12 protein-coding genes are annotated in these 13,574 nt (G+C 67.3%); 1 reads left to right on the top strand and 11 read right to left on the bottom strand.

Annotated elements, in window-relative coordinates; translation table 11 throughout:
• The first annotated feature begins 543 nt into the window (after positions 1-543).
• Positions 544-1,407: a helix-turn-helix domain-containing protein gene (locus tag ACE3QM_RS12405; RefSeq protein WP_197081330.1), complete on the top strand. Its 864-nt coding sequence runs from the start codon at positions 544-546 to the stop codon at positions 1,405-1,407.
• An 84-nt stretch (positions 1,408-1,491) separates the two neighbouring features.
• Here the strand turns inward: ACE3QM_RS12405 and ACE3QM_RS12400 are convergent, their stop codons facing one another.
• From ACE3QM_RS12400 to iolD, 11 genes are all read right to left on the bottom strand, one after another.
• Complete coding sequence (locus ACE3QM_RS12400) at positions 1,492-3,294, bottom strand: hybrid sensor histidine kinase/response regulator (RefSeq protein ID WP_374422248.1); 1,803 nt, start codon at positions 3,292-3,294, stop codon at positions 1,492-1,494.
• Positions 3,294-3,782, bottom strand: coding sequence for a molybdopterin-dependent oxidoreductase (locus tag ACE3QM_RS12395; RefSeq protein WP_053074153.1), 489 nt, complete (start codon positions 3,780-3,782; stop codon positions 3,294-3,296). The genes ACE3QM_RS12400 and ACE3QM_RS12395 overlap by 1 nt, the downstream gene beginning before the upstream one ends.
• A 173-nt stretch (positions 3,783-3,955) precedes the next feature.
• The gene (locus ACE3QM_RS12390) at positions 3,956-4,216 is read right to left on the bottom strand and encodes an acyl-CoA-binding protein (protein ID WP_048407804.1); all 261 of its coding nucleotides are present in this window, start codon (positions 4,214-4,216) and stop codon (positions 3,956-3,958) included.
• A gap of 414 nt (positions 4,217-4,630) precedes the next feature.
• Positions 4,631-5,356, bottom strand: coding sequence for a hypothetical protein (locus tag ACE3QM_RS12385; RefSeq protein WP_374422247.1), 726 nt, complete (start codon positions 5,354-5,356; stop codon positions 4,631-4,633).
• An 87-nt stretch (positions 5,357-5,443) separates the two neighbouring features.
• Positions 5,444-6,178 (bottom strand): DsbC family protein, encoded by a 735-nt coding sequence (locus ACE3QM_RS12380; protein ID WP_048407802.1) that lies wholly within the window; start codon positions 6,176-6,178, stop codon positions 5,444-5,446.
• 25 nt (positions 6,179-6,203) lie between these two features.
• Positions 6,204-7,355, bottom strand: a complete 1,152-nt coding sequence (locus tag ACE3QM_RS12375; RefSeq protein ID WP_374422246.1) for a UbiH/UbiF family hydroxylase — start codon at positions 7,353-7,355, stop codon at positions 6,204-6,206.
• Between the two features lie 13 nt (positions 7,356-7,368).
• Positions 7,369-8,532 (bottom strand): FAD-dependent oxidoreductase, encoded by a 1,164-nt coding sequence (locus ACE3QM_RS12370; protein WP_374422245.1) that lies wholly within the window; start codon positions 8,530-8,532, stop codon positions 7,369-7,371.
• Between the two features lie 40 nt (positions 8,533-8,572).
• On the bottom strand, positions 8,573-9,868 hold the full coding sequence (locus tag ACE3QM_RS12365; RefSeq protein ID WP_374422243.1) for an aminopeptidase P N-terminal domain-containing protein: 1,296 nt from the start codon (positions 9,866-9,868) through the stop codon (positions 8,573-8,575).
• 87 nt (positions 9,869-9,955) lie between these two features.
• Positions 9,956-10,765 (bottom strand): 5-deoxy-glucuronate isomerase, encoded by an 810-nt coding sequence (iolB, locus tag ACE3QM_RS12360; protein WP_374422241.1) that lies wholly within the window; start codon positions 10,763-10,765, stop codon positions 9,956-9,958.
• Positions 10,762-11,682: a myo-inosose-2 dehydratase gene (gene iolE / locus ACE3QM_RS12355; RefSeq protein WP_374422238.1), complete on the bottom strand. Its 921-nt coding sequence runs from the start codon at positions 11,680-11,682 to the stop codon at positions 10,762-10,764. Before iolE ends, iolB begins: the two co-directional genes overlap by 4 nt.
• 14 nt (positions 11,683-11,696) lie before the next feature.
• Positions 11,697-13,553 (bottom strand): 3D-(3,5/4)-trihydroxycyclohexane-1,2-dione acylhydrolase (decyclizing), encoded by a 1,857-nt coding sequence (iolD, locus tag ACE3QM_RS12350; RefSeq protein ID WP_374422236.1) that lies wholly within the window; start codon positions 13,551-13,553, stop codon positions 11,697-11,699.
• Positions 13,554-13,574: the final 21 nt, after the last annotated feature.

The following is a 13,574-nucleotide window of genomic DNA, read 5'->3' as shown; positions in this document are numbered from 1 at the left end:
CTCCTCGCCGCCGGCACCCGCCCGCTTTACCGACACATAGAGATTTCCTCAAAGCAATCATCGCATTAAGTACAATTCACTCTTCAGACGCATCCATCCATTTATCTCGCGCAGCAAAGACTCTGTACCAAGGAACAGGTTTCAAGCTGTATGCATGAATCTAGAATGGAAGCCTTTTTTGCGTTTTAAGCGAAAATTTTTCGCACATTTTGCAAATTTTGACTAATAATCGGCTGACAGCCTGGCAATGATTTCGTACCCAGATAGCATGCCGCAACCGGCAAGCCCCGGCCCTGCCCGGAAGGCCACCCGCCGCCCGTGCGCCGGCAGCGATAATCATTGAACAAGACATAAAAAGCGCCCGTCCATTGCCCGGGACGCGCGCAGATAAGAGCCGCCAAGCAAACCTGGCAGAGAACCTGAGGCAAGGCGCGCTGACGCGGACAGTACCTCCCGCGCCGCAAGTCAGCGCAGCATCAAGGGTTTGCTTGATGGCGAATAAGAAACGACCCCGAATAGTCGCCCTACTTAGAAGACATGCAAATGACACAGAATAAGCCAACGACTGAAATCATCAATGCCAATATCCGGACCCATCTGGAACAGCGCGGCCTGGCGGAATCGCAGCAGGTCAGCTTGATCGAGGAAGTGCTGGGCCTGAGCGCGTCGCAAACCTACCGCAAGCTCAACGGCAGCAGCCAATGGCAGCTGGGCCAGTTGGAAAAGCTGGCGCAATACCTGGGCCTCCCCACTTCGGAACTGCTGGTGTCGCAGGACAACCGCCGGCCGGTGCGGGTGCCGGACGCCGATCTGATCCCGGCCATCCTGCACCTGACCGACCACACCGAGGAAGCCCATTGCTGGATACAGCTGGGCGACGTGGTGCAGGACGATTCGATCTCCCCGCTGTTGCTGGCGCGCCGCCAGGGCGACAGCTGGCACGTGTATCCGGGCAGCCACGACCGCTGCATCAACGGCCACGAAGTCACTTACCTGGCGGTGCAGCCGCCCAAGCGCGCCAATAACAAGCGCCTGCTGGTGGCGGTGCTGGACGATATGGACGCCGACATCCTGGCCGCGGTGCTGGTGCGCCAGGGCCTGTTCGCCCTGCCCTATGAATCGCCATCCGAACTGCTGGCCGCGCTGCCGAACGAAGAGTTCGACGCCTTCGTGCTGGACTGGGTGCTGGGCGACGACGATTGCATGAAGGTGATAGAAACCATACGCCAGCGCTCGGCCACCGTGCCCATCATCGTGCTGACCGGCCACGCGGAAGAATACGAATCCGCCTTGCAGCAGGCCTTGCGCATCCAGGGCGTCTACTACATCGGCAAGCCGACGCCGGGTTCCATCCTGGCGCTGCAGATCACCAATGTGGTGACCGCGGCCCACGACCTGGAAGTCTGAACAGACCGGCTCCAGCCGCCACGCGACATGAAAAAGCCCTGGATCCCCAGGGCTTTTTTTCATTCCGGCCATGCTCCGCCGCGTTCAGCCGCGCTTGGTCACCGCCTCCAGCATGCGCCGCAGCTGGCCGGCGTCGAAGGGCTTGGCCAGGATGCCGGCGAAACGCCGCGCGCGCGGGTCCTGGAAGGCTTCCGGGTAGGCGCTCATGCCGACGATGGAGGTGTGCGCGCCGCGCTGACCGTTCCAGGCCTGCTCCGCCACCTGATAGCCGCTGTCCGCGCCCAGGTGCATGTCCAGCAACACGGTGTCGAAATCGGCCCGCTCCAGCGCCTGCTCGGCCAGCGCCGCCGTCTCCGCGGTGGCCACCTGATAGCCGTCGCGCTGCAGCAGCTCCGCCAGGGTGTCACGGATATCGGCGTCGTCGTCGACGATCAATACCGATTGCGGGCCGGGCGCGTCCAGCGTCTGCACCGGCAACCGCACCGTGAAGCAGGAGCCCTGGCCCTCGGCGCTGTCCAGTTCGATGCAACCGCCAAACAGATTGACCAGTTCCTTGACGATGGACAGGCCCAGGCCGCAGCTGCCTGCGCGGCGGTGCTTGCCCTGGATGAAGGGCTGGAAGATGCGCTGCTGCTGCTCCGGCGGAATGCCGATGCCGGTGTCGCGCACCTGCAGCATCAGCTCATGGTGGCCGGTGGCGCGCAGGCAGCTGACATTGACCGTCACCCCGCCCTGATCGGTGTAACGGATGGCGTTGGACACCAGATTGCCCACCACCTGACGCAGCCTGACCTCGTCCAGCAGCACCTTCTCCGGCAAGGGGCCGGCCTGATAGCTCAGGGTCAGCCCCTTGGCGTCGGCCAGCGGCCGCATCACGTCCATGGTGGCTTGCAGCACCTCGGCCAGCGGCATAGGCTGCGGATTCATCCGCAGCTTCATATTGCGGATGGCGCTGATGTCCATGATGTCGTGCACCTGGGCCGACAGATGCGACACGCTGGTCTTCAGGCGCTGCACCGCGGTGCGTGCCGTCTTGTCGCCATCCGCCACCGGCTCCAGCAATTCGATGCACACCTGCATCGATTGCAGCGGCGAGCGGATCTCGTGGCTCAGCGTGGCCAGGAAGGTGGTGCGGTCCAGCTCCATCGCCACCGTGGCCTGATGCGCGGACTGTTCCTTCTCCAGCAAGGCCTGCTTGGCGCTGGCCAGACGCTTGACCGAGCTGTAGCGCGACAACAGCAGGATCACCGCGCAGATCACGCCCCACAACACTGATTGCAGATAGAGCACATTGCTGCGCTGGCGGTCCAGGTCCTCCAGGCGCTCGGTGCGGCTCTTGACCTCGGCCACCCGCGCCTCCACGGCGAAGGCCATCAGTTGCGGCCGCAGCAGATCGATGCGCTCCAGCAGCGCCGGCACCGCAGCCGGCGACGGATGGCCGAAGCCCGGATCGGTGAACAGTTGCTGATAATCCGCCACCAGGGTGTCGAAACCCTTCACCTGACGCAGCAGCATCTGCACGCGCACCGGCGCCGGTTCAGAGAATACGTGGAAGCGGCTGCTGGCCACCTCCAGCCGTCGGGTCAATTCCTCGTTATTGATGCGGCCGGCCTGGAAAGCCACCAGCGCAGACTTGGCGCGCTCCATCTCCAACTGGAATTGCGCCACCGACCAATACAGGTCTTCGCTGCTATTGGCCACCGAATTGCCCTTGCCCACCTGGCTGATGCTGTAATACATGCCGCCGGCGGCGGTGATCAGCACCAGCAGGCCCACCCACAGCATGCGCCGGCCTTCCGGCCAGCCGCCCCAGCCGGATGCCAGCTGCCGCAGACGTCCGACCCAGGCCGACTTGGCGCCTTCCTGCGCCCGATCTTGCTTGTCCATCAGTTCACCACCAGGCCATCGATCTGCCAGATCAACTTGGCGTCCAGCGCCGGCCCCTTGGCCGAATCCGGCATCTGCTCCAATGGATACATCAACCACAGCGGGCCGTAACGGGCCACGTTCATCGGCTGTTGATTGAAGCGGCGCGCCAGGATGGCGCGGTACTTGACCAGTTCGCTGACAGGGATCGAATAGGTGTAGTCATTGAGGGCGACGAACTGGGCCTGATGCCCGTAAGCGCCCACCTTGTTGAGAATGTCGCGCACCAATGGCCCGCTGAAGGTGGCCTTGGGCGTCCAGCTGGTGGCGGTGACCAGCGAGGTCTGCGGCAAGGCCATCAGTGCGCTTTCGCGGAATTCATACACCCCGCGCGCCGGATCGGTGTAATGGCTGATTTTGCCCGACACCACCAGCAGCACCGGGTCGTCGCCCGCCCGGCATGCTTGCGCCAGCAGCGCGAAAACCAGCAAGCAAAAGACTTTCTTCATCTTGGCAAACGCTTCATTGATTGAAAAACCCTAGCGCCACGCGCTGCGTCGCGGCGAACCGCGACGGACAACTAAAAAAAATCGGCACGCGCTGCCGGTGCCGGTTTGCCGCGCCGCAGGCGGAGCCGCCCGACGGGCAGTCCGCCAGGGCGGCCGGGGTCCGAACCGCCGGATCAGTCTTCCAGCAGGCGCTTCACCACATCCACGTACTCCTGCATCGCTTCGTCGCCGCCCTTGCCCTTCAGCTTTTCCCAGGCATCGAACTTGGCGCGATTGATGAAATCCATCATGCCCGGACGCTCGCCGGCGGCGTCGCCTTCGGTCGCCTGCTTGAACAAGGCGTACAGCTGCAGCAGCGTCTGGTTGTCCGGGCGCTCGGACAGGGTCTTGACATCGGCCTGAGCCTGGGTGAACAGCGTCTGCAAATCAGACATGGCAATTCCTTTGTGAAAACCGGGACCTTTTCATGTCCCTGGTAAGATGTTAGCCACCGGCACCATGCCGGAAAGCGGAATTTACCATGAACCCGCGCCGCGGTCAGCCCGGGCGCTGGCGCGCTCCTCACCTGTTTACGTTCTCGCGAGCTAAGCGAGACAAGACGTTGCGGCGGAGCAAGCGGAATGCATGACTGGCACATGAACATTTCGAAGCAGTACGCACCGTGCTACGCCGCACCGAGCGCAGCAGACTTTGACCAGGTTCTCAGAACGTGTTTACGATCTCGCGAGCTAAGGCGAGACAAGGCGAAAACGAGCGAAAAAGCGGAATGTACACGTGGTACATGAGCATTTTGAGCTGGTACTCACCGTGCAACGCTTCACGACGCGCAGCAGATCGTAAACAGGTTCTCAGCGCTGGCCAGGCTGCCGCGGCAAGACCACGCCGCCTCCCGGCTCGGACTGGATCAAAATACGTTTATAGCTCTTCACCGCGATGCCGTCCTTGCGCCCTGGCGAAAATTCGACATGGCGAAAACGCTCGATCAAGGCCTGCTCGCTGCCGGCCGGCTGCGCGCTGAACGATTGCACCGCATCCACCCCACCCTGTTCATTGATATAGACGCGCAGTTCTATCCTGATCGTCACCCCAGTCAAATAGGACAGGTCCGGCAGCTCGATAGGCCGCAGCGGCGTCGCCACTTGCTCCAGCTGACTGGCCGGGTAATACAGGTCTAGCCCCAGACGCTGCGGCACATCCTCCCCCGGCTCGGCGGCCTCGGCCAGCGGCGCCGACGCCGCGCTCGACGGCTCGCCGGCAGGCGCCGATGCGCTTGGCTGTGGTTCCGGCTCCGGTTTCGCTTCAGCCTCCGTCGGAGGCAAAGCCTCGGCCGCCACGGGCGCGCTCCACGCCGGCGGCGTCTCGGCCCGCTCCACGCGCGGCGACGGCCTGGGCGCGGGCCGCGCTGCGGCCAGGCGCACGCTCAGGCCGGCCGGCTCGCCGTGCGCGCCGCCCACCGGCCAGGGCGCGAAAATCGCCAGCCCGTGCGCGGCCAGGGAAAACGACAGGCCCAGCAAGATGCGGTCGCCATTGGACAGGCCGCGCCAGCGCGTCCCCCAGCCCGGCCGCGCGCTCACCGCCGCGCTCCAGTCGCGACAACGGCCTGCCGCGCCGCCACGAAGGCGTCGGGACAGGCCGCGGGCGTCGCGCGGGGCGCGGCTGGCTTATTTGGCCTTGAGCAGCTTCTCGATGTCTTCGGCATCGATCGCGCCCGGCACCAGCTGGCCATTGGCGAAGATCAGGCCCGGCGTGCCGGTGATGCCCAGTTTCTCGCCCAACTGCTGAATCTTCTCCAACGGAGTGTCGCAATTGTCCGGACCGGTCAGCGGCTTGCCGTCGCGCATGAAGCCGGACCAGGCCGCCACTTTGTCGGGCGAGCACCAGATCTGCTTGGACTTGCGCATCGCGTCCGGATGCAGCTGGGTCAGCGGATAGAGGAAGGTGTAGATGGTCACGTTGTCCAGGTTCTTCAGACCCTCGCGTTCCAGCTTCTTGCAGAACGGGCAGTCCGGATCGGAGAATACCGCCAGCTTGCGCTCGCCCTTGCCGCGCACTTCCTTCAGCGCGTATTCGAACGGCAGCGACTTGAAGTCCACCTTGTTCAGCTCGGCCAGTTTCTTCTCGGTCAGGCTTTCCTTCTTCACCGCGTCGATCAGATCGCCGACAAACAGATAGCTGGCGTCGGCATTGGTGTACACCACCTGCTTATTGTCCACCACCACCTCGAAAATCCCTTTCACCGGGGAGGCGCTCACCGCCTTGACCGGCTTGCCGGGGAAACGGCCTTCAAACGCCTTTTTCACATCGCCGACGTTGCCGCTGCCGGCGGCCTGCGAGCAAGCGGCCAGCGCCATCATCAGGGAGGCGCCCAGCGCCAGGGACTTCAAGTTTTTCTTCATCAATCTTTATCCTTGGAAAGGAGGTTCAATAACCAATCGCCTGGCGAGCGAATTGCCGCTTCAAAGGCTTCAGGCAATTGGTCAGGTTCAGTCCGGCATTGCGCAGCCAGGGCAAGCCCGGCGCCTTGGCCTGGAACAGCTGGAACAGTCCATCGCAACCCAGCTGCATGGTTTTCACCGCTTCGCGCCGCTGGCGCTCATAACGGCGCAGCAGCATCCAGTCTCCGGCGTCGCGCTCGCCGGCCAGCAAGGCCGCCAATTGCTCAGCGTCCTGAAAACCCAGGTTCACCCCCTGGCCAGCCAGGGGATGCACGGTGTGAGCGGCGTCGCCCACCAGGGCCACGCGCTCGGCCACCACTCGCTGCGGCTGGATCAAGCGCAGCGGAAACGCCGCGGCGGCAGTGATGGTAGCCAATTTTCCCAGCGCTTGTCCTCCGGCCGCGGCCACCGTCTCCGCCAGCGCTGCCGGCGACAGTTGCAGCAAACGCTCGGGATCAGAGCTTGACCACACCATGGAAATTCGGTTCCCGGCCATCGGCAGCCAGGCCAGGATGTCGCCGCCGAGAAACCATTGCCGCGCCACGCCGCCGTGCGGGCGCTCGCAGTCGAAATTGGCCACCACCCCGCTCTGGCGGTAAGGCTTGACGCTGGCATCCAGGCCGGCCTGCTCGCGCACCCAGGAGTTGGCGCCGTCGGCGCCGACCAGCAAGGCGGCGCTCAGCCGGCGACCGTCTTCCAGTTCCAGCTCGGCGCCCAGCGCGTCGGCGCCCAGCGTCTGCGGCAAGACCCCGGTCAGGCAATCGACGCCGGACGCCGCCAGCCGCCGCCACAAGGCGGCCAGCAGCCAGCGGTTCTCGGCGATCCAGGCCAGCGCCGGCTCGCCGGCGTCGCTGGCGGCGAACTCGATGCGGCCGCCCGCGTCGCCGCGCACATCCATCGCCTCAATCGCGCCCAGGCGCTCGGCGCCGGGCCAGGCGTCCAGGTTCTCGAGGAAACGGCGGTTGGCCGGGCTCACCGCGTAGATGCGCGCGTCCCAGCCCTGCTCCAGGCCCTCCAGCCGCGGCGGCCGTCCTTCTAGCAGGGCCACGCTCTTGCCGGCGCGCTCCAGCGCCAATGCCAGGCTGGCGCCCACCAGGCCGCCGCCGACGACGATCACATCGTATTGCAATGCTTTCACGCTCGCTCTCCCATCAGACGCCGAACACCAGATGGCTGGCGAATTTGCGCCGCAGCGGCGGCAGCGCGTCCAGCGCGCTGAGGCCGACGCTGCGCATCGCGCTGACCACCGGATGGTGGCCGTCGAACAATTTGATCAAGCCATGGGTGAAGCCCACCACCGCGTGGCTATCCACTCGCCGCGCCGCCGCATAGGCCGCCAGCGCGGCGGCGTCGCCGGGGTCGGTGACGCCGGCCAGCGCCGCGCTGAGGCCGGCGGCGTCGCGCAGGCCCAGGTTCAGGCCCTGCGCCGCCACCGGGTGCATGGTTTGCGCGGCGTTGCCTATCATCGCCACCCGGCCGCTGACCACGCGGTTGAGCTGCTTCAGCGCCAGCGGAAACGCCGCGCGCGGCCCCACGTCCAGGATGCGGCCCTGGCGCTCGCCGAAGGCTTGTTGTAGCGCGGCGGCCACCTCGGCGGCATCGGCCGCCTGCAAATGGGCGGCGTCCTCGGCGCTGCGGGTCCACACCAGCATATAGGCGTCGCCGTGCGGCAGCAGGGCCAGCGGCCCGTCATGGGCGAAGCGCTCATAGGCCACGCCCTTGGGCGGCAATTCGGTGCGCACCTCGGCCAACACCGCGCACTGGCGGTAATCGTGGCTCAGGCGCTTGATGCCGGGCAGGCTCTCAGCCAGCGCGCCGCCTTCGGCCATCACCGCCAGCCGGCAGGTCAACACGCTCTCGCCGGCATCCGACGCCACCGTCACCACCGCGTAATGGCTGAGGCTCTTGACCGCCCGCACCCGGTGCCGCCACAGCACGCGCACGCCGGCGCGCTCCAGCGCGCCGCCCAGCGCCGCCACCAGCGCCGGGTAATCCACCACCGCGCCCAGGTGCGGCAGGCCCACGTCCTCGCCCTGCAACAGGGTGCGGCCGCAAGCGCCTTGCTGCGACACGTGCACGCTGTCGATCAAGGATGCCGGCAAATCCTCCGGCCAGGCGCCGGCTTCGCGCAGCAGCTCGCGGCTGTGCCAGGATAGCGCCAGCGCGCGCGCGTCGCGCACCGCCTCGTCGCGGCCGCGGGCCTCCACCAAGGTCACCTCGCGGCCGGCGCGCGCCAGCCGCAAAGCGGCCAGCGCCCCCACCGGGCCGCCGCCTATGATCACCACGTCCGCATGTTCATTTATCTGTTGCTGCATTCTGTTTCCTCCTGTTTCCTCGGGACACAGGCTCCGGAATTCAATCCTGATTCATCAGCGCCTCGATCTCGTCGATGCGCTTGGGCACGCCGCCGGTATAGACCTCGCAGCCCTGCTCGGTGATCAGCACATCGTCCTCGATGCGCACGCCGATATGGTGCAGCGCGGCTGGCACGCCATCCGCCGGGCGGATGTACAAGCCCGGCTCCACCGTCACGCACATGCCGGGCTGATAGGCGCGCCACAGGCCGTTGCGCTTGCGCGCGCCCACGTCGTGCACGTCCAGGCCGATCAGATGGCCGATGCCGTGCATGTAAAACTGGCGGTAGGCGCCGGATTCGATCACCCCGTCCACGCTGCCTTGCAACAGCCCCAGGTCCAGCATGCCCTGGGCCAGCACCGCCAGCGCGGCGTCGCCGGACGCGTTCCAGGGAACATTCGGCCCCAGCGCGGCGATGGCCGCCGCCTGTGCCGCCAGCACTACTTCGTAGACGTCGCGCTGCGGGCCGCTGAAACGGCCGTTGATCGGGAAGCTGCGGGTGATGTCGCCGGCGTAGCCTTCCAGCTCGCAGCCGGCGTCGATCAACAGCATTTCGCCGTCGCGCAGTAAGCCGTTGTTGGCGCAGTAATGCAGGGTGCAGGCATTGGCGCCGCCGGCGACGATGCTTTCGTAGGAAGGCTGGCGCGCGCCGCGGCTGATGAAGGCGTGCAGGATTTCCGCCTCGATCTGGTATTCATGCAGGCCGGGCCGGGTGGCGCGCATCGCCTGCACATGACCGGCGGCGGAAATCTCGCCGGCGCGGCGCAGCAGCGCGATCTCGCTGTCGTCCTTGATCAGGCGCATCTCGTCCAGCAGCGCATGCACGTCGCCGTAGCAGCTGGGCGCCGGCGCGCCGTGGTAGGCGCGCTGGCGCAGGCTATCCAGCCAGCCGTTGACACGCGCGTCGAATTTGGCGTCGCGGCCCAGGCTCCAGCACAGCCGGCCGCAACCGGACAGCAGCTCCAGCATCCGCGCGTCCAGCTCGGCGACGGGATAAGCCTCGTCGAAGCCGAAAGCCTCCGCCGCCGCCTGCGGCCCGTGGCGGAAGCCTTCCCAGATTTCCATGTCCGGATTCTTGTCGCGGCAGAACAGGATGGACTTGCCGCTGCGCCCGTCCAGCACCAGCACCGCTTCCGGCTCGGCGAAGCCGGTCAGGTACAGGAAATGGCTGTCCGGGCGATAGGGATAGAAATTATCGGCGTTGCGCACCGCTTCCGGCGCGGTGGGCAGCACCGCGACGGCGTCGCCCAGGGCGGACAGCAGGCGGGCGCGGCGTGCGGCATGAGGCGTGGGCATGGCGGAATCCAGGCAAGAGACCGACGCGGTCGTAAATGCGGCAGTTTACACCGCCGCCCGCGCCAACCCAAGCCCCGCCGCCGCGCCTCAGCTCACGGCGGACAGCATCCACTCATGCGCCGGGTCGTTGTGGAAGCGCCATTCGCGGCGCGGCCCGGCCATCACGTTGAGGTAGTAGGATTCATAGCCGTGCGGCACGCACACCGGATGATAGCCGCGCGGCACCAGCACCACGTCGCCGTCCTCCACCGCGTGGGATTGGTCCAGATCGCGCTCGTCGGTGTAGACGCGCTGAAACACGAAGCCCTGCGCCGGGCTCACCCGGTGGTAATAGGTTTCCTCCAGCTGGCTTTCCGCCGGCAGCGCGTCGCGGTCGTGCTTGTGCGGCGGATAGCTGGACGAATGGCCGGATGGGGTGCGCACTTCCACCACCAGCAGGCCGTCCGCCTCCGCCTGCTGCGGCAGGATGTCGGTGACGTAGCGGGTGTTGCTCCCCTGCCCGCGCACGCTCTGCGCCATGTCCTGCGGTCGGATCAGCTGCGGCGGCCGGATCAGCGGCCGGCCCGGCGCCGAACACAAAGCCACTTCCGCCGCGCCGCGGGCGACGATGCGCAATGCACAGCCGGCGGGAATATAAGCCGCCCACGGCGCTTGCCCGTCGAACACATCGGCGCGGCTGCCCACGCCCGGCCAGCACTGTTCGCCGGCGATGATGTCGACGACGCCGGCCAACACCACCACGCAGCATTCCCGCTCCGCTTGCAGCCAGTCCTCGGCCTCGCCGTCGGCCAGACGCAAGGCGCGGAAACCGACATGGCGCCAGCCGGCGGAGGCCGGGGTGATGTCGGCGGCGACGCGGCCGGCCGCCGCCTTGACGCGCAGATTGGGCTGATTCATGCGCAGCTCCTTTCCGGCGCGTCGGCACGGATGGCGGCCACCAGGCCGGCCAGGGTGCGGAAGCCCAGCTCGGCGTAGCGGTAGCTGGGCGCCACCACCGGGTCCTGCTCCGCCTCCACCACCAGCCAGCCGCGATAGCCGTGCTCGGCCAGCATGCGCAGCAGGGCTTCAAAATCGATGACGCCGTCGCCGGGCACGGTGAACACGCCGTTGAGCACCGCCTCCAGAAAACTCCAGCCGCGGTTGCGCGCCAGCCGCGCCACCTGCGGGCGGATGTCCTTGCAATGGACGTGGACCACGCGGCCGATATGGCGGCGCAGCACCGCCAGCGGTTCGCCGCCGGCGAAGGCGATGTGGCCGCTGTCGAACAGCAGGCCCACTTCCGGGCCGGTGACCGCCATCAGCGCGTCCACATCGTCCGGGGTTTCGACATAGGCGCCCATATGGTGATGGTAGGCCAGCGTCAGGCCGTGGCTTTGCAGGTGGCGTCCGAAGGCGTTCAGCCGCTCGCCGTAATCGCGCCATTGCCGCTCCGAGCCAAAGCGCGGACGCTGGCTCAAGGGCCGCGACTGGCCCTGTATCGCCTGGGCCACTTCGCCGTAGACCATCACCCGGCAGCCGCTGGCGGCCAGCAAACGCAGATGCGGCTCCGCCGCGGCGATTTCCTCATCCACGCCGCGCTCGGCCAGCCGGCCGGAATGCCAGCCGGACACGCATTGCAGGCCGTGCGGCGCCAGCGCCGCCGCCAGCGCTTCCGGCTGACGCGGAAACTTATTGCCCAGTTCGAAACCGCGGTAGCCGATGGCCGCGCCTTCGGCCAGCGCCTGCTGCAGCGAGATTTCGCCGCCCAGCGACGGCAGGTCGTCATTGCTCCAGGAAATCGGATTGATGCCGATTTTCACGTCGAATGCATGCATTGCGCTGTTCCCCGCTATTCGTATTGACGCCGGCGCAGCCGGTCTTCGTAAGCCTGGCGCGCGGCGCGGACCTCGGCCCGTTCCGATACCTCCGGCACCGCCACTTCCCACCAGCAGCCGCCGGCCTCGGTGGTGCGCGCCGGATCGGTGTCGATCACGATCAGATAGCTGCGTTCCGCGGCGCGGGCGCGGACCAGCGCCGCCTCCAGGCCGGCGATGTCGGCCACGTGCTCGGCCTCGGCGCCCAGCGCGCGGGCATGGGCGGCGAAATCCACCCGCGGCGCGCCGTGGCGGCCCTGGCGGCAGTCGTCCAGCAGATTGTTGAACGGCGCGCCGCCGCAGGCTTGCTGCAAGCGGTTGATGCAGCCGTAGCCGCGGTTGTCCAGCAGCAGCACGATCAGTTTCTGGTCCAGCATCACCGAGGTGGCCAACTCGCTGTTCATCATCAGATAGCTGCCGTCGCCCACCATCACGATGACTTCGCGCTCCGGCCGCGCCATCTTCACGCCTAGGCCGCCGGCGATTTCATAACCCATGCAGGAATAGCCGTACTCCAGGTGGTAGCCGCCCGGCGTCGCCGCGCGCCACAGCTTGTGCAGCTCGGCCGGCAGGGTGCCGGCGGCGCAGACCACGATGTCGTCGCGCTCGGAGCCGGGGTGGCGCTGCACCGCGCCTATCACTTCCCCGTCGTAAGGCAGGCCGCGAGGCTGGCGCTGGCCGGTGACGCGCGCCGTCTCCGCGCGCCAGTCCTCTGCCAGCGCGCGCGCCTCTGCGCTCCAGCCGGCGTCGGCGCTCCAGCCGTCCAGCCGCGCCGACAGCGCGTCCAGGCATAGCGCGGCGTCGCCGCTCAGGGCCACGGCGTCGGCCTTGATCCCGTCCAGCGCGTTGACGTTGACGCTGAGCAGCCGCGCCTGGCGGAACAGCTGCCCGGAGCCGGTGCTGAAGTCCTGCAAGCGGCTGCCCAGCGCCAGCACCAGGTCGGCCCGTTCCGCCAGCCGGTTGGCGGCCGGCGAGCCGGTGACGCCGATCGCGCCCAATTGCAGCGGGTGATCCCAGGACAAGGCGCTCTTGCCGGCCTGGGTCTCGGCCACCGGCGCGCCGTGGCGCTCGGCGAAGGCGCGCAAGGCCGTCGCGCCGCCGGCGCTGTAGAGCACGCCGCCCCCGGCCACGATCAGCGGCCGCCGCGCGGCGGCCAGCGCCCGCGCCGCCCGCTCCAGCGCGTCCGGTTCCGGCGGCGGCGCGGCGATGCGCCACAGCCGCGGCCGGAACCAGTCGGCCGGATAGTCCCAGGCCATGGTCTGCACGTCCTGCGGCAGCGCCAGCGTGGCCGGCCCGCATTGCGCCGGATCGGTCAGCACCGCCAGCGCGCGCGGCAGCGCCGTGAGCAGCTGCGCCGGGTGGACGATGCGGTCGAAATAGCGCGACACCGGCCGCAGGCAATCGTTGACCGACAGCGTGCCGTCCTGCGGCGCTTCCAGTTGCTGCAGCACCGGGTCCGGCGCGCGCGACACGAACACGTCGCCGGGCAAGAGCAGCAAGGGCAGCCGGTTGACGTGGGCCAGCGCCGCGGCGGTGACCAGATTGGTGGCGCCGGGGCCGATGGAGCTGGTCACCGCCATCATCCGGCGGCGGAAATGCGCTTTGGCGTAGGCGATGGCGGCGTGGGCCATGCCCTGCTCATTGTGGGCGCGCCAAGTGGGCAGGCTGTCGCCAGCCTGCTGCAGCGCCTCGCCCAGGCCGGCGACATTGCCGTGGCCAAAGATGGCCCACACTCCGGCGAACAGCTGCACCTCCTCGCCGTCCAGCTCCACCCGCTGCGCGGCCAGATAGCGCACCAGCGCCTGGGCCATGGTCAAACGGATCGTGCTCATGCTCATTCCTTATAAAATCAG

Source organism: Chromobacterium sp., from assembly GCF_041912965.1.
Taxonomy (GTDB): domain Bacteria; phylum Pseudomonadota; class Gammaproteobacteria; order Burkholderiales; family Chromobacteriaceae; genus Chromobacterium; species Chromobacterium aquaticum.
Note: the sequence above shows the minus strand (reverse complement) of the source record. Positions and strands in the feature narration are given on the sequence as shown.